The sequence below is a fragment of the Anaerobiospirillum thomasii genome (genome assembly GCF_900445255.1).
Taxonomy (GTDB): domain Bacteria; phylum Pseudomonadota; class Gammaproteobacteria; order Enterobacterales; family Succinivibrionaceae; genus Anaerobiospirillum_A; species Anaerobiospirillum_A thomasii.
This window is the reverse complement of sequence record NZ_UAPU01000005.1, coordinates 551,880-568,647: the sequence shown is the minus strand read 5'-3', so window position 1 is coordinate 568,647 and position 16,768 is coordinate 551,880. Positions and strand designations below refer to the sequence as shown.

Here is a 16,768-nt window from a genome sequence, read left to right as displayed (position 1 = left end):
TGCGCATTCTCGCAATATTTAACATTTGTTACAAGTAAATAAAGTCAAAAATTATAAATTTTAATTAAATATCAGATATTTATGTCTATACAAAATGCTATATTCTGCATGTTTAGACACTTTTAGATATATTTGTAAATTTTATATTAAAAAAGTATAGATGAATTTAACATTTGTAAATCATGGTTTAAGTAAAAGTGAGCTTAAGACATCAATGCAGTCGTGCTGTCATACCCTACAGAGCTCATTATATGTAAGGCCTCAGGAGGTGGTGTCTATGACATATGAGTATGACCAATTATAGCTAAATCAGTTTGTCATACTTATTTTTATTGTGTCAGCTATTTTTTCATACATTATTTTTATCTACATGCATGTGATCTGAAAATTTGGAATAGAGTGTGCACAAAGATCAGGGTTGCATATGCTTACCTGTGCTCTTTGTTTTTATGTGATTTTTAATTAAAATTAGGTGGGTTTCTTATAGAGTTAGATTTTATATGGGCTACAGCTGCACTGTTTTGGACGACATCAGCTGTAGCCTGCTCAAAAAGCAATATGATTATATCACAACTTTGTCATCAAAACTCACGCAATAAAATATATAAAGAACAAATTATTCCTGCTTCATTTGCACGCTTTTCTGATAGAGCCACGCTTGTTGACGGTCAGACCGACTTTAAGGCCAGGGTTATTGACTGCACCATAGGTGAGGATCAAAGAGACAAGGCTGTATGTCCTTACTGTGGCCATCCTTTAAACTTCTTTGGTTATCACTACAAAGCCTTTAAAGATGAGCTTAACGAGTGTCTTTATGCTGTCATGGATAGCAACAACGTCTATTACCTAAAGTGCAACAGAATGCAGTGCACCAACCATGACTGCAGAGGTAAAACAAGATTAAGAATATCCAAAACTCAGGATAGTAACCAACCTGATGAAAGTAAGGAGCAGGATGGTACACAGGTGCAGTGTGGGCATGCTAAAGCAACTGATAACAAAAAAGCAAAGAAAAAGAAGCCAATAGTACTTGTCGCTCATACTCAGAAGCACAGGCCTACACATTTGGTTTTAAGCCCTATATCTTTTCCATTTACATCTTTGTCATTAGATACTGTAGAGGCTTTGATAATATTAAAAAATGATAATGACATTAAAGCTGTCTATCGGCATATCAGAAAGTGTTTGCAGCTTGAGAAAAATGCGGTCAACGATGAGAGAGTACAGAGCATAGCGCTGTATCTACAAGCGCTTTTGCTCGAGCCTACAGCCAAATTGATATTCAAAGTGTATAACAACATATCAAGGATGCTTAACTCAGGCTTAAGTGCGCAAAAGGAGCATGATAAATCGCAAAAGGCTGGCGGTGTTAAAGAAAGCTCTGATTTTGTTCCTGAAGATTGCAGTGATTTTTTAAAACAGCATACATCTGCAGCCTACAGGCTGCAGGCCCTGCTCACCCACCATTTTCCTAATGTATCAACACATCTGTTATGGCTAGAAGGACTGTTAGATATGAAAATAGACTCATCCTAAGGCAAGAGCCTACTTTTTAAAGGGAGGGGTCTGTTATGACCATAAGAAAGAAAAAATATATTGTCGATTTAGACGCCAGATTACGCATTCTGTCAGCGCTTATCATTGCCAAAAATACAGGATGCACTGACGGCACTACCTTTACTGCCATGATAAAAATGGCAGCTGCTAATGCAGGATGCTCGGTCAGGACATTGCAGCGTTGGCTGGAGCGATACATTAATAATGGTAAAGATATTCAGGCTTTAAAGCCATCCTATAAAGGCTCAGAGCCAAAGGCAAAGACCAATAGGCTCTTTGACGCTGCTATTAAGATTGTCATTGCCTATCGCAAAGAAAATATGACTTTAACTGTGCCTCAGCTTTTACGTGTAGTTGAAAGTGAGTTCCCTGATTTTGTCGGTTTGCTAAAACGCTCTACAGTGCAGTTATATCTCAAGCGCAACAACTGCAACAGAACACAGATTAAAAAGGACACCTGCGATTACAGAGAGATTTATCTGCGCTACCGCAAAAAGCATGTGCTTGATTCTGTGCAGTGTGACGTAAAGGAGCTGCCTAAAGGTCTGATTACAGACGACAGTGGTATCAGCTGCAATGCCTATATACAGCTCTGCGTGGACAATCACTCAAGAAAAATCATTTCATTTGCTGTGTCGACCGAGCAGAAGGTACAGCTGGTGACAGACTCAATTAAATCACTGGTCTGCAATCTGGGTATACCTAAAACACTGGTTCTGGACAATGGCTCTATATATCGCAGCAAAATACTGGCCAGAGCTGCTTATCTGCTTGATATGAAGCTGCATTACTGCCGTCCATATGCAGCAGAGTCCAAGGGTATGGTTGAGAGAGTAAATCTGGATCTTAATGAAATTGAGAATGACATTAAACATCTGAAAAACATAAGTATTGAAGGTCTCAGGGAGATTGTGGAGATATGGGTTAATGAGCATAACAACAGATCACACTCAACCCTGGACAACAAGACGCCAAATCAGGTGTTTGATGCAGACACGTTTCCAAGGCGCTTTACTACTCCTGACATCATCAATACTGCTTTTAGAATTACTAAAACACGCGTTATAGGCAAGGACGGTACTGTGAGTATCAATAACATAAGCTATAAAGCTATTGTGGATTCCTCTAAAGGTATTTATGTCAATGACTCTGCAGAATTCATGATAGATGAAAAAGGCATTGTTTATCAGGTCCTGGATGTTAAAGATATAAGAGTCATTGAGCCTTTAAATCTCAAGAGCTGCCCTCAGCCAGATTATAAAACAGATTCAGATAATAAGGCACCTGCAGACAATGCCTGTGACAAACCTGCAAAGACTGGAGGTAAAGGACAGGGACATAAACAGCGCCCTGATGAGGTCAACACATGCCCACCCCGCTACTGTATGGCTCTGTCACGAGACAAAGCCAGACGGGATGGCACCTATACTACTGAGGATGAGTTTGTCCGAGATTTTAACAGTAAGTTTTATAAGAGCACTGAGAGCAGAAATATGGCAAGAGGCCCAGAGGTGGCATCTCCATATGCTGTTCAAAGCAAAATCAACAATGATAACAACACTTTATAGGATATAAATTATGTACGAGAATCTGCCAAACCTGGATTTTAAGGCTTTTTTCAATATGTCATCTACCCCATTTACGCAGAATATACCTGTCGAGGCCCTCTATCAGTCAGAGCAGTTTCTAGACAGCATGGGGCGTCTGCTCTATGCTGCCAAAAACAAGCAGTTTGCTGTACTTACAGCAGCCCCTGGCTGTGGTAAAAGTACTCTGCTAAGAGCTCTTAGTGCCGAACTTGATGATGACAAGTACACTATTCTCTATGTATCTGACAGTAATCTCTCTGCCCGCTGGCTCTATGCAATACCTCTGACAAAAATGGGCTATGAAGCCAAGTTCCATACCAAAGATGCACGTATACAGCTCCAGGATATGCTCTATAAGGAAATGGAGGTCAAGGGCAAGAATGTAGTCATAATTGTAGATGAGGCTCACCTGGTAGATCATCACAATAATCGTAGCACTCTGCAGGAAATTAGATTTATGCTCAATTGCGAATTTGATTCTGGCAATCCTCTGAGTCTAATCCTCTCTGGCCAGAACGAGTTATGGGACTTGATAGCACATAAAGATCATAAGGCTATTATTCAGCGCATAGATCAGATCTGCAAGATTCCGGCTCTGGATAACTGGCAGGTTGCTCAGTACATAGAGACACATCTCAAATATGCAGGAACCGATGACACCATAATTTCATCGGCCGCTATAGAGATGATAAGTAACGCCTCAGCTGGCGTGCCTAGAGTTATCAACAAAATCTGCACACATTCTCTGATCTATGCAGCTAAATGCAGACAGTCTGTGATCAATGAAGATCTTGTTAGAGCTGTCATTGAAAGAGAACTGCCACCAAACATGTGTTTGGGATAAAGAAGATAATACAAGAAGGATAATACACGAAAATGGTCCCTATATGGGATCATTTTTTTTATGTGCTATTTGAGGTTATTTAATACAATTAGAACAAAATGCTTTAAAGGCATGACAAAATGACTTAGCTAAAATGCGTCATTCTCATTTAGCAGTGACAACAGGTAAATGTACAGAGCAGGTAAAGTATCTGCTGGAAGATAATTTTTTTCAAAAACAGCATTTTCAGGGTAAAAAATAGAATTTTTTCAGAAAAGTGAGTCAGTATGCAGATAATTACAATTTGTTAGTAAAAATTTGACCTGTGCCACGTCTGTGCCTTGAGATAGCCATTTAAAAATATTATTATTAGTTAGGGATTTGTTTGTTTTGTCTGATTTTTTACTAAAGGATCAGCTATATGTTGCCGATTGTTAGTGAGGAAAGTGAGATTCATCTGCATGAAGGCTCGCTAAAAGGACAGGATCTAAACAGGTTTTTAAATATTGATATGCCTGGCACCTTTTTATTTGACATGAAATCTGATGCTATGTCAGATGCTGCCATTTATAAAGGTGATGTGGTTGTGTGTCGCAGGGATATTATCCCATCGCCACATGACATTGTCGTTGCTGTGCACCAGGGCAGGTTTGTTATGCGCATATGGCGTAATGATCCTGTTCCTTCTTTAGTGACGGCTGCAGGAGATGAAATTATAGATCTGCGTTTTAATCCTGCTTGTCACATTATAGGTGTGGTGGTAGGTATTATGCGTAGGCTGCGTCAGGGCATGTAATTAACTAATAACCACAAGTTTTAGGTTAATTATTGGCTTGGCAGTTAGGGTTTATAAATCAGTATTGAGCTGTTCGCGTGCCGAACTGCTGCTCTTTTAAAATATGTATTGATTATTTAGGGTTTATATTTTTAAGCTTAAAATATTGCTGTGGATAGTCTGTCTTATATTTTTTATAGGTCAGCATTGTAAAGATTAAGTTTAGTCTAGCACAAGATATTTAACATATAAATTCACTTTATAGCTTAGTGTATTTGAGCACTTTGTCTTTTTGTTTGAAAAGTCAAAGCATGTACAATATCAGATAGCCTTTGCATATTTTTTAAGGAAGGTTTGTAATATACATTTTGTATACGCTTTTACTTTGCCATGTTTAAATCATAATTTCTATATAACAACAAGATGCCAGAGAAGACTTATTCAGGAGTGCCTTTATTGAACGAACAGGGGAAAGGTGCTTGGCAGATGTATTATCATCATGCCGATACGTCTTCATCCTGTTGGTCATTAAGATGTCCATTCTTTTATAAATACATAAAAGAATGAACAGGCATAACATTTATTTACGGCATACATCTATATTTTCAGCAATTTTCATTAAATTTACATTAATAATTGTTTAAAGAAGATTTAATCCCAAAATAGTCAGTATTTATTTTAAAAGGGCAACAATTCAACTTCGATAGCTTTAAAATGCTGTTTTATTGAGGATGAATACTGTGTCATCTACAAATTATTTATATTGTCCGTTTTAAAAGAGGGATACTATGACTTATTTTAGAAATCTTAAGATGCGAACCAAGTTATTTGGTGGCTTCCTTTTAATTATTTTCCTCTCGCTTGTCGTTGCCAGTATCGCCATTGTTGCTATTAATACCACTATAAAGGTAGAAAATCAGCTCAAGGTTTCAGTATCGCACGACATGAGAAAGACCATTATTCTCTCTGCAGCCTACAATGATGTACACGCCTGGCTCCATCAGCTGCAGGCTCATCCAAGTGTAGAAATGGCCCGCAAAGGACTTGATTATGTTGCAGTCATGGAGGATCTGACCAAAAAGGCTCTGGCAGGTCCAAAGCCAACCACATTTGGTGATCTTGCCACATCAAACCGTCAGAATATGCTCCTACTTGCTGAGAAGATTAAAGGCAGATTTATTGAGCTTTACCTTGATGGCAAATTCAAAGAGGCTGATTCTGTATTTATGAATGAGGTATTAGGCCCTCTGTCACAGTCCAACAGAAACTTCTCACAGCTGATTGAAGGTTATGCCGGCATTGTAGATGATCAGGTAAGTCTTTTAAATATGCGCAGCTATATGTATGTAATTATAACTGTAACTGCCATTGCAGTGCTTGCAGCTCTTGCCATCTGCTTTGCTCTTGCCAACTATATTGTCAAGCACACTAATAATATTAAGGATATTGCAGCTCAGATTGAAAATGGTGATTTCCAGCTGCATATTAGAAAAGAAGATATTCCAAACGATGAGATTGGCGATATCTACAAATCATATGTTGAGATCAGCGATACTTTAAGCAATACCATATCCCGTGTTGTAGGTGTATCAGAGATGTTGCGCAAGTACTCAAATGATTTAAATCAGGCCTCATGGTCAATCAATGATGGAGCAAAACACGCAGAGACTCAGTCATTAACTGTTGCTGCTGCTGCCGATGAGATGGTATCCACCACAGCTGATATTGCCAAGAACTGTCATATTGCCTCAGAAACCTCTGAGGTTGCCCGCAATGAGACCAACAACGGTGTAGACAAGGTACGTTCAACTGTAGCTTCAATTAAAGAACAGAGTGTATTTACCCGTGAAGATGCTGAAAAGGTTATGCGTCTTGCAGAGCAGAGCCAGAAGATTGGCTCTATCGTTGGCACTATTGATGAGATTGCAGCTCAGACCAACCTCTTAGCCCTCAACGCCGCCATTGAGGCTGCCCGTGCCGGTGAGGCAGGCAGAGGCTTTGCAGTGGTTGCCGATGAAGTGCGTGCCCTGGCCTCGCGCACTTCAAAATCAACTCAGGAAATTACAGCCATGGTGCGCTCTATTCAGGAGGACTCCAAGACTGCAACTGATTCTATGAATGAGTCTGTAGTACAGATGGAGAGTGTAGCTGAAAGAGCAGGCGAGCTTGAGTCAACTCTTAACACCATTATGTCAAGTGTAAATGATGTAAACTCACAGATCTCTCAGATTGCCACAGCAGCTGAGGAGCAGACTACTGCCACATCAGAGATTTCATCTAATATGCAGGGTATTACTGAAATTGCACAGAACTTTAATGATGTATCCAATAATGCTGTAAATGTATCCAACATTTCTGTAAAACTTATTGACAACATTATTAAAGAGCTTGATTTCTTCAGTATTGATCAGGCCCGTATGAAGACTGTTCACGAAAATCTGGCCAATGAGTTTTCTCAGATGACAGAAGAAGGTGGCGAGACTGCCGCACAGGCTGTACAGACACCACAGAATAGTGCTCCTGGCGTAACACCAATGCCGGTTTAAAAATATACCTTAAATCTAAGCCTGCTTAAAATAAGCAGGCTTTTTAGTTGTAGACGCAAAAAAAACTTTATGCTAATTTTTTCATAAGTTTTTGCATAGATAATAGGGTAGGCATCAGATCTGCTGTGCCATGACAATTTGATCTGACATAAGTTTTTCAAAATTTAACTGATATCTTTTTATCATTTCTATTTTAAAAATAGCAAATTTAATTAAAATCGTAAAAATTGCTAATTTTTCGAGGATTAAAATGAAATTAAAATATGTTCTGTGCTCTTCAGCCATTGTTCTGTCATTATCAGCCTTCAGCAATGTCCAGGCATCACCTTTAAACTATGCCTCAGGCTTTTTGTCAATGTTTGAAAGCCAGGATCAGGTAAAGCGCATGGGCTCGTTTCGTCGCCCAAGAGGTGCCACACCATCTACTTATCAGTCAAAAAATACAGCAACACAGCCAAGAAGAGAGGCTCCGGCCCAGCAGGCAGCTCCTGCCACACAGCAGACTGCACCAGCTGCCGCCAACAGAGCCGCTCCTAATGCACAGGGTGCTCCTGCAGCTGCTGCCAATCAGGGTCGTATGGGAGGAGGTTCACCATTCTTAAGCTCAATGGCAGGCACCATGGCCGGTATGATGGTGTACAGCATGCTCTTCCCGTCAGCAGCCTCTGCTCAGGGTGCAGAGCCTAAAGAGCCTGCCAAGCTTACAGATGAAGAGTTAGAGCAGAGCATTAGCGAACTTGGTTCGATGCAGGAAAAATTAAAGACTCAGAAGCAGGATCTGCTCTATGGCAATGACGCCAATAAGGAAGAGGCAATTGCCCAGATTGATGCTGATCTGCAAAAGATGAAAGATCTTGAGCTAGCTCTGATGAAAGAGCAGATTGAAAGATTCAAGAACAAAAACTAATATATAAGTTTTAAAAGCAGGGCAGTTTATCTGTCCTGCTTTGATACCCATCAACTTTACTGTCTCCATATCCTGTCTTTACATATATACAGCTCTTTAAATTTGAAGTTCATATCAACTCTTTGCCTTCTGCCATGTATCTTTATGTTTGTACCAATTTCTTTGCAAAATAAAGTGGCCGTGTCCTATGCTTGCGGTAAACAGTGCACTATTAATGCTCATTTCTTATTATGGGTTAAATCTTTTACAGGTACGATTTTTGTTATATTTTAATAAAATTATGTATGTTATTTAATAAAAAACACGCTTAAAAATAATATTGTGGAAGTGTCACAGATCGATAAAAACCAGGAGCTGGTGTACATGATTTTAGAATTTTTGGTAAATTTTCTGAAAAAATCTTAAAAAAATACAATTATGGCCGTAAATTGATATAGCTTATGGCAAAAAGATCTGATCTTAGTCTAAATATTTAATTTTTAACGAAAAGACAATATAAGAGATCTTGTATAAAGCCAAAATCTCTTTGTAATATAAAGCTATCCATTATAAAATTATGTGGATCGCTGATTTGAAATTTAATGTAAAAACTTAAAAAAGTTTTTAAAAGATATCATTAGGACTAAATTTTTGTATGGCTTTGAATCTTGCTGTATATGGATATGATACTGATGTAGGTAAATTATTTTTAGAGTTATTAAATGACAGTAACCTGGAAATAAGAAATTTTTACCCGCTTTCACCTTTAGAGGGTGAGTTTGACGCTGTGGCGCTCAAGGGTAAGAATCATATGATTGAATCCGTAAATACCTTTGATTTTGCAAAGGCAGACGTTGCTTTGTTTTTATGTACACAGGATGAGTCAGCAAGACTGGTGCCAATGGCAAGAGAGAGTGGCTGTATAGTAGTGGATAACAGCAGACTCTACTGTCATGACAGGAATGTCAATATCATGGTGCCAGGTATCAATGATTATGTTGCATCTGAGAGCACAGAGCACAGGGTTTTAGCAACTCCTCTTGCCTCAACAGTAATGCTTTCGCGTCTTTTAATGCCACTGCATGATGAGTATGGCATAGACACGGCTCATATATCTTTACTTGAGTCAGTTTCAGAGCATGGACAGCTTGGCACAGATACCCTGGCTCACGAGACTACACTTTTACTAAATGGCATGGCCATTGATGTGGACAGTTTTAAGGCTCAGCTTGCATTTAACATCCATTATGCAACTGATGATATTGCTGATGATGGCTCTGATGCTCATGAAAATGCTCTGCGTATGCAGATAGAGCGTGTACTTGGACGCTTTGAGCATGATATGGATATATCATGTGTGCAGGTACCTGTATTTTATGGACACAGTGCTATGGTATATGTTGAGCTTGAGGAGAGCGCATCTGTAGAGCAGTTGCGTGAAGTTCTTGGCAATGCTCCTGGTCTTGCGCTAATTGAGGATGATTTTGTTACTCCGGTAAGTCATGCCTCAGAGCACAAAGATATTCTTGTGACAAGAGTAAGACGCTCAAGAATTAATAGAAAAGGGTTTAATTTCATGGCCTTAATGGATAATACTCGCCTTGGCGAGGCACAGGTTTGTGTTGACATCCTCAAGAATTTTGATAAGGCCTAAAAGTTAGCACGATTTTTGCTTTTTATAATAAAAAGTTAAATAAAGGTCAAAAAATGCCGTATTTTTGACCTTTGGAAATATGGTGGTGGCATGCGTAGTTTTAATAAATATATTTTAGGATTGCTCTTAGGCGGCTGTATTTTTGCCTCTGTTGCCGAGGAGAGAAACACCTTTACTATTACAATCACTGGTCCTGAAGAGCAGAGCGCTCAGCAGACACAGACTCCTGCAAGGGCAAACCCGCAGAGGGCTCAGAGGCCTGCAAGACAGGCGGCTGCGACTCCAGCTCCAAGACCTGTAGCACAAGCTCCTGAGAGACTGACTGTTGCAGCTGTGCCACCTGCTGTAAACCAGGCTCAGGCTACTACAAACTACACTGTAAAACCTCAGGATACTATCTGGTCAATAGCCTCACGCTTTACACCGGTAAATAGCAATGTAACCGAATTTCAGACTATTGCGTCAATTTATCGTAACAACCCTGAGGCATTTGCCAACGGTAATATAAACAATCTGCGTCGCGGAACTTTAAGGATACCGTCAGCTGCAGATATTGCAAGAGAAAGCTCAGCCACAGGCGCACAGTTATTACGTAACGGCACAATGACTCTGCCTCCTTTAGCCGCCGCAGTCACTCCTGCCAAGGCTGCACCAGCTGCACCTGCTGCTCCTGCAATCAACAGACAGGAAGTTACCAATGCCATCAATGAAGCAGTAGCCGCTGCCACTGGTAAAAATACACAGACTCCGACTCCTGTTGATAGCGAGCCTAAAATTGACAACACCAAGTCATCACATTTTGACATTCCAGTCTATGTGGCACGTGAAACCAAGCTGCGAGAGATGAATGCCAAGCTTGATGATCCATCAAAGAATTACTATAGCGATGATGATGGCTCTGTAGGTGATACAGAGGGAACTACTGTAAATGCAGACAATGATCCAGCCAAGGCCAATATAGATCGTTCACAGTACAAGGATGCCAAGCCTCTTGAAGGCTCTGAGCTTGATCTGGTTGCTGTAAAGACTATGCTTGAAACCACTCAGCAGCAGTTTGCCAAGGCCAATGAAAAACTTGATCAGAAAATTGATCAGTCTGTACTGCGTGCTGAAACTGTAGCTAAAAGCTCAGCCTCATCTATTGCCAAGGATGAAGTAGTTAAAGCCTTATCACACTATGAGGGCGTAATTGCCAATCTGCAGCAGTCAAATGCCGAGCTTAGAGCCTCAATCTCCAAGTTTAACAAGCAGGTTGATCAGGTACGAGCCATTTCTATTAGCAATGCTGACAAGCTCTCACAGCTTGAGTCACAGTATATAGGTATGACCGAAAGCGGTGACGAGAGCATCCCGCAGGGACCTATGATGTGGATTCTTTTAGGCGTGGGTGTACTGTGTCTCGTGCTTGCCATATCCTTCTTCCTGCTCAAAGGCAGAAAGAGCAATAATGACAATAATGATGACTATAGTATGGATGCTGATGACGATCTTTCATCAGAAATGCTCATTACATCAGGTATCGTCAACAAGGCCGATCTGCATGCAGCTGAGGAAGAGGAGTATGCAGTCAAGGCTGGAGTTTCCAAGGATGACGGTGTCAGCAGCAATAAAGACAGTGCTCCAAAGGATCCAAATCTCAACAGTGTTGACAGAACCAAGCAGGAGATTAAGGATGCCTATGATGATCAGCTTATAGTGCCGACCAACTTCAATGGCGAGGATGAAATGCCGCCTCAGGAAGATGATAAAGATCTTTCTGATCACGAAAGAGAAGCACAAAGAGCATGGGAGGAAGCAGCCAAGAAAAAAGCCGAGGCTGCAGCCTCAAAAAAAAAACAGTTAGCGCCAGCTGAAGATGATGTGATGGCAGCCTGGTCTGCCTCACTCAATGCAGAGTCTGATGATAAATCTACCGTTGTAGATGTAGCTGAAGATGACAGTTCTAATAAGAATATTATAAGAGAGGAAGATCAGGTTTTAACCTCTGAGCCTAATGATGCCGCACAGGATAAGAGCTCAGAGCCTCCACAGACTCAGGAGCCTCAGCAGACAGCAGTCAGTGATGATGATGAAGATGACGGCGAGGTTATTGAGACTCTTGATACATACAATGATCCAAGCACTTCAATTGATGACGGCGACATTAAGGCTGTCAGCGATGAAAGTCAGTTAGGCTCCCATAATACCTTAGAGCAGGAGCAGGCTCTTGCCAATGCCTGGGTATCATCATTAAGTGATGATTCTAAGGAAAGTGGCAATGCAAAAGCAGCACTGGACTCTGCAGACATCACAGCTTCAAAAAGCAATGCACCTGATGGCACTGGCAAAGATCTAGATGTTCTTAACGGTGATGATGAAAGAGCCATGGCCGATGCCTGGGCTGCCTCATTGAATGATAATGATACTGCTCTTGAAATTGATACCAAAAAAGATGAGCAGGTAGATGAGACACCAAAGGCTACTGATACCAAAGCTAATTTAATCTCTGATCAGCACAAATCTACAGCCAGTGATGAAGAGCAGGCTATGACACAGGCCTGGGCCGCTGCCTTAAATGCTCCTAGAGAGAGTTTAGAGGACACTGCACAAAAAGCCTTTGACCGCGCTGATGAGAGCGTACTTGATGTCAACAGCGCTCATGATGAGGACTCTGAGAGAAAGTTCTACGGCACGCACTCTGATACATATGATGATGCACAGCATGATGATGAAATTGTCATGAGTTCGCTTGATGATCTGAACTCACAAGATCACACTGATTATGGCATGGGTCATGATTTATCGCTTGAGGATGATGTACCTGCCTCTGCTGAAGAGCAGGAGCTTATGGAGAAGATGGCAAAATCCATGTCATCCCGTGTCGCTGATGCAGATAAGGCAGGTGAAGCTCATGAGGCACAGGACAGTTCAGGTCATGCAGATACAGACTCTGAGCATGTAGATCCTGACAATCTCAAGCTTGATGATGATCTCTTTGAGTCAAAGACACAAGACAGTCCTTTTGAGACCAAGTTTGAAAACAATCCTTTTGATGAGACTGACAATGCCCATGATGTCAAGAAGGGCATGGATACTGAAAATGAGAGCAAAGAGGCTGATACCTCACCTGCCATGAGCGATGAGGATATTGCCAGAGCCCTGAAACAGCGCTCAGATGAACTTATGTATCCACAGCCTAAGGATGCTGAGGATCACAGCTCCATCTTTGATAAGGTACAGTCTGCTCTAGAAGGTGACAGCTCCAAGATTGAGCCTCCTGTACAGGATAACGTTCAGGTACCACAGACTGATCATTTATCAGATATTATACAGGATGATAGCACAGACACAGATGCATCAAGCGCTAATGATGAGAGCTTAAAGGATGATGAGCTATCATTAGATGATATTGTTGGCACTGATGAGAGCATAGATGACATGCACAGCAGTCATGATATGTTTGCCACAGATGAGGATCATGATCTTAAAGGACATGAGAGTGTAGATGATGCTCTTGCCAGACTTGAGAGTAATGAGCGCAGTGAGGACTTTGGTGATCTGCATAAGGCTTTTGCCCATGATGCAGATGAGCATAAAGCTCATGAAGAAGAGTTGCCTCTTGATGCCACATCCTTACAGAACAGTCTGAACGGCACACCTGACAAGGTTCATGTCATTGGCGATGATCTTGATTTTGGCTCACTTTTAAATCAGGAAGTTGAGCATGCCAAGGATGATACAAGCACATCTGAGATGGTGCCTGAGAGCAATGACAATGACGATGAGGATGATTTTGACCTAGAGGTTGAGGACGATAAGGATACAGCAGCAGACAGCTTACCTGATGCTGATGCACATGAGGATACATCCTTAGATGGTATAGTTGATCCTGATGTGATGGTTGAGAATGAGACAGAGGATAAGTCAGTAAAAAGCGGCAAAAACTCAGATGTAAGCTGGGAAGTGCCTGATTCTGACTTTGACGTTACAGAACATGAAGATAAGATACATGATAAAGATCATGACAGTTCTGAGAGTGTCTCCTCTAAAGATCCTATAGAAAAGGCTATTGATTCTGACAGGGATATGCTTGAGAGCATGCTTGCTGGTGATGAGATACAGCGCGATCCAATCACCGGTGATGAGATTTTAAGTGCCGATGGCATAAGCTCAAGAGATATTGCCAATATGCTCAAGGAAAATGACGATGAGAGTACTGTAAAGGAGGCATCTCTTGATGATATAGTTGATCCTGAGAGTGCCGATAATCTTGAAAATACAGCTCTGTCCAGTCATTTTGATGATGATACAGGTAATATTGAGCATGAGCAGGCTGACAACAGTGGCATAGACTCAAGACTGCATCAGAAACTTACCGATGAGCTCAATTTAGCACAGCTGTTCTTTGAAACAGGAGATACAGATGATGCACTGGCCATTGTTGAGAAGGTCAAAAAACAGGGCAGTCCTGATCTGATTCAGATTGCAGAAGATCTAAAGAGCAGATATGCAGATAACTAAAGATATGGTGATGGGTCTTGAACAGACCCATCTTATTGATATAGATACTAATCAGAAAGCCTCAGCTGAGGCTTTTTTAGCATTGTGTGACTTAAAAAAGCGTCTTGCAGCACATGGCTTTGTGCTTGATATTGCATCGGCCTTCAGACCTTTTTCCCGGCAGATGGAAATTTTTAACGCCAAATATAATATGCAGCGCAAGGTCTTTGACAGGGACAATAATGAGCTTAATCTTGAGAACATGAGTCCTATGCAAAGAGTTGAGGCTATCTGTATTTTCTCATCGGTGCCTGGTTTTTCCCGCCACCACTTTGGTTCTGATTTTGATATATACTCAAAGGATCTGCTGCCAGAGGGCAGCTCTTTAGCTCTTGCCTCCTATGAGTACACGCAAGGTGGCTATTTTTATGAGATGCATCAGGCCTTAGTTGAGTATATGGCAGAGTATGACTTTTTTATGCCCTATACAGGGGATAACAGCATAGGTTTTGAGCCCTGGCATATATCGTATTATCCAAGTGCTACAAAATGCCTTGAGGTTTTTGATTTTGATTATGCCTGTGATCATTTAAAAAGCCTTAAATACCCATGGTCAGAATCTGTCTGTATATACCTGCAGGATAAATACAGACAGATGCTGGCCTATTAATAATACATGCAGCAGCTTTGTATATAATAAACACTGTAAGGACCGGTCTGTTAATCAAAAGATAAAAAAAATCTAAGTTTTTTTAAAATATGTTGTATAGACAAAATATTTACTTATTTACATTATGTAATTCTTGCGTAAAATTAATGAGGAAAGAAAATAGTACTTAAATAAGTGGCAAAAATTTTTTTCTAAACTAAGATTAAACTAATTTTTGACATATATTCTATATACTATAGCAAGTAAAAAACTCCCTGAGGATAGATTATGAAAAACTATACAAAATTAGCTTTAGGTTCAGTTGTTGCCTTAGCCTTTGCAGCCACATCAGCTCTTGCAGTTCCTCCTGTACCAGGTCCAGGTGCCATGGGCCCAGGTCCTGCAGTTAACGGCGAGTGCCCATACGGTTTTGACAAAGTAGGTCCAGCTCCTGCCCACTTTAAAAAGGCTCCAAAAGGCCCAAGAGGCGAGGGCAGATTAATTCACCACCCACGTCACGTTCAGCACTTCTTATTCTTAAAGAGCTTTATCAACAATGAGAAGTACAGCAAGGATGCACACGTTCTTGTAACTTTAAATGACACCATCTTTGCAGAGAAAAAGGTATTAGACGGTTTAGTAAATGCATCAAGCCCAGATGTCAGTGCTATCAGAAAGCAGGCTATGTCTTTACGTAACTTAGAGCGTAAAGAGGCCGAGCTGCAGATTGCCTTCTATGACAGAGTAATCAAGGAAGATCCAGCTCTGCTCAAGGATGTTGCCTGCCCATTCATTCAGGACAAGATCAGAGCAGCTAAGCCAGTACCACCAGCACCTGAGGCTCAGGCTCCGGCACCAGCTCCTCTTCCATAATTGTTATAAATAACAATACATAAAAAGCCCCGCAGATGCGGGGTTTTTTATTAAATCTGACTATAACCAAAATAAAAATGTGATAAGAAAATTCATGAAGGCCAATAAGATTACACCTCAAAAACCATAAGAGCTGCACAGTAATTACCAGTATATTGAACAAAGGATGTAAGATCCCCATGATCCCATAATTTATCAAAAATCGGATCAGGATGCGCAATATCCCTTGGGAGGTGGGTATCAGGTAGGTGCGGGCAGTATCATGCCTACCTACGGTGATAGATTAGTTCTTGAATTTGAATGGTAGTTATAACATCCCTTGAAAATGCATATTGAGGATAAATTGTAAATTTCTTGTCTATCTCATGCAAAATAGCATGTGCATCCTGAGTAAAATTAGATGCAATAAAACACAATATATTATTAGTGATCTTTAAATCTTTATTCTCCTGCTTGTCTTTTCTAGCTTCTTTACAGTAATAGTGAGCTTCTTCTCAGCACTATTGAGCTTGCTTTGTACGATAGAAATATCTTTATTGGCTCTATCTAGTTGAGCTGTAGTATTCTGTAATAGTTTTATAAGCTCAGCCTGACTTAAATTTTCGTACCCACTGCTCATAAACAACACCTACTTTTATCCTTTAAATTAGGTATATTTTACCATAGACAAAAGTACCCACAAAGCCCATGCACAAGCCGTTACAGACCTCTTAAAACCCCTCTAAAATGCCTATGTCGAGCCTTGTTTTTTTGAGTGAGTTTTTTCATCTGAGGGGTATTATTGATCTGTACAGATCTCTACAGATCTGTGAGAGGTGTTTTTTAGGGCTTATGACAGGCATGCTTTTTGGGCCCTTAAATGTGGCTTTAAGGACCTTTATTTTGTTGTAGATTTGTGATGTCTATCAACTAATTTTTGTAGATATGAGTACGCTTA

The 16,768-nt window shown here is 40.6% G+C and carries 11 protein-coding genes; 10 read left to right on the top strand and 1 reads right to left on the bottom strand.

What is annotated here, in order from left to right:
- The first annotated feature begins 558 nt into the window (after positions 1–558).
- The 10 genes from DRZ93_RS02695 to DRZ93_RS02650 all read left to right on the top strand — a co-directional run bounded on the left by DRZ93_RS02695 (position 559) and on the right by DRZ93_RS02650 (position 15,831).
- Positions 559–1,536, top strand: a complete 978-nt coding sequence (locus DRZ93_RS02695; protein ID WP_113745765.1) for a hypothetical protein — start codon at positions 559–561, stop codon at positions 1,534–1,536.
- Positions 1,537–1,571: 35 nt separating this feature from the next.
- Entirely contained in the window at positions 1,572–3,125 is a 1,554-nt protein-coding gene (locus tag DRZ93_RS02690) for a DDE-type integrase/transposase/recombinase (protein ID WP_113745764.1), read from the top strand.
- A 10-nt stretch (positions 3,126–3,135) separates the two neighbouring features.
- Positions 3,136–3,990, top strand: a complete 855-nt coding sequence (locus tag DRZ93_RS02685; protein WP_113743087.1) for an ExeA family protein — start codon at positions 3,136–3,138, stop codon at positions 3,988–3,990.
- A 400-nt stretch (positions 3,991–4,390) separates the two neighbouring features.
- Positions 4,391–4,765: a LexA family protein gene (locus tag DRZ93_RS02680; protein WP_113744592.1), complete on the top strand. Its 375-nt coding sequence runs from the start codon at positions 4,391–4,393 to the stop codon at positions 4,763–4,765.
- 767 nt (positions 4,766–5,532) lie between these two features.
- Positions 5,533–7,290 (top strand): methyl-accepting chemotaxis protein, encoded by a 1,758-nt coding sequence (locus DRZ93_RS02675; RefSeq protein ID WP_113745763.1) that lies wholly within the window; start codon positions 5,533–5,535, stop codon positions 7,288–7,290.
- A 250-nt stretch (positions 7,291–7,540) separates the two neighbouring features.
- Entirely contained in the window at positions 7,541–8,197 is a 657-nt protein-coding gene (locus tag DRZ93_RS02670; protein WP_113744590.1) for a hypothetical protein, read from the top strand.
- 634 nt (positions 8,198–8,831) lie between these two features.
- Positions 8,832–9,830: an Asd/ArgC dimerization domain-containing protein gene (locus tag DRZ93_RS02665; protein WP_113745762.1), complete on the top strand. Its 999-nt coding sequence runs from the start codon at positions 8,832–8,834 to the stop codon at positions 9,828–9,830.
- Between the two features lie 90 nt (positions 9,831–9,920).
- Positions 9,921–14,330, top strand: coding sequence for a FimV/HubP family polar landmark protein (locus tag DRZ93_RS02660; protein WP_113745761.1), 4,410 nt, complete (start codon positions 9,921–9,923; stop codon positions 14,328–14,330).
- Entirely contained in the window at positions 14,317–14,979 is a 663-nt protein-coding gene (locus tag DRZ93_RS02655; protein WP_113744587.1) for a M15 family metallopeptidase, read from the top strand. Before DRZ93_RS02660 ends, DRZ93_RS02655 begins: the two co-directional genes overlap by 14 nt.
- A gap of 267 nt (positions 14,980–15,246) precedes the next feature.
- Positions 15,247–15,831 carry a hypothetical protein gene (locus tag DRZ93_RS02650; RefSeq protein WP_113744586.1) on the top strand — a complete coding sequence of 195 codons (585 nt, stop codon included), beginning with the start codon at positions 15,247–15,249 and terminating at the stop codon, positions 15,829–15,831.
- A gap of 433 nt (positions 15,832–16,264) precedes the next feature.
- Here DRZ93_RS02650 and DRZ93_RS02645 read toward each other — a convergent pair whose 3' ends face one another.
- Positions 16,265–16,450, bottom strand: coding sequence for a hypothetical protein (locus tag DRZ93_RS02645; protein WP_113745760.1), 186 nt, complete (start codon positions 16,448–16,450; stop codon positions 16,265–16,267).
- Positions 16,451–16,768: the final 318 nt, after the last annotated feature.

Excerpts from the sequence above, each read along its gene's own strand:
- DRZ93_RS02695 (WP_113745765.1), top strand. The coding sequence starts at position 559 with ATGATTATATCACAACTTTGTCATCAAAACTCACGCAATAAAATATAT.
- DRZ93_RS02690 (WP_113745764.1), top strand. The coding sequence starts at position 1,572 with ATGACCATAAGAAAGAAAAAATATATTGTCGATTTAGACGCCAGATTA.
- DRZ93_RS02685 (WP_113743087.1), top strand. The coding sequence starts at position 3,136 with ATGTACGAGAATCTGCCAAACCTGGATTTTAAGGCTTTTTTCAATATG.
- DRZ93_RS02680 (WP_113744592.1), top strand. The coding sequence starts at position 4,391 with ATGTTGCCGATTGTTAGTGAGGAAAGTGAGATTCATCTGCATGAAGGC.
- DRZ93_RS02675 (WP_113745763.1), top strand. The coding sequence starts at position 5,533 with ATGACTTATTTTAGAAATCTTAAGATGCGAACCAAGTTATTTGGTGGC.
- DRZ93_RS02670 (WP_113744590.1), top strand. The coding sequence starts at position 7,541 with ATGAAATTAAAATATGTTCTGTGCTCTTCAGCCATTGTTCTGTCATTA.
- DRZ93_RS02665 (WP_113745762.1), top strand. The coding sequence starts at position 8,832 with ATGGCTTTGAATCTTGCTGTATATGGATATGATACTGATGTAGGTAAA.
- DRZ93_RS02660 (WP_113745761.1), top strand. The coding sequence starts at position 9,921 with ATGCGTAGTTTTAATAAATATATTTTAGGATTGCTCTTAGGCGGCTGT.
- DRZ93_RS02655 (WP_113744587.1), top strand. The coding sequence starts at position 14,317 with ATGCAGATAACTAAAGATATGGTGATGGGTCTTGAACAGACCCATCTT.
- DRZ93_RS02650 (WP_113744586.1), top strand. The coding sequence starts at position 15,247 with ATGAAAAACTATACAAAATTAGCTTTAGGTTCAGTTGTTGCCTTAGCC.
- DRZ93_RS02645 (WP_113745760.1), bottom strand. The coding sequence starts at position 16,450 with ATGAGCAGTGGGTACGAAAATTTAAGTCAGGCTGAGCTTATAAAACTA.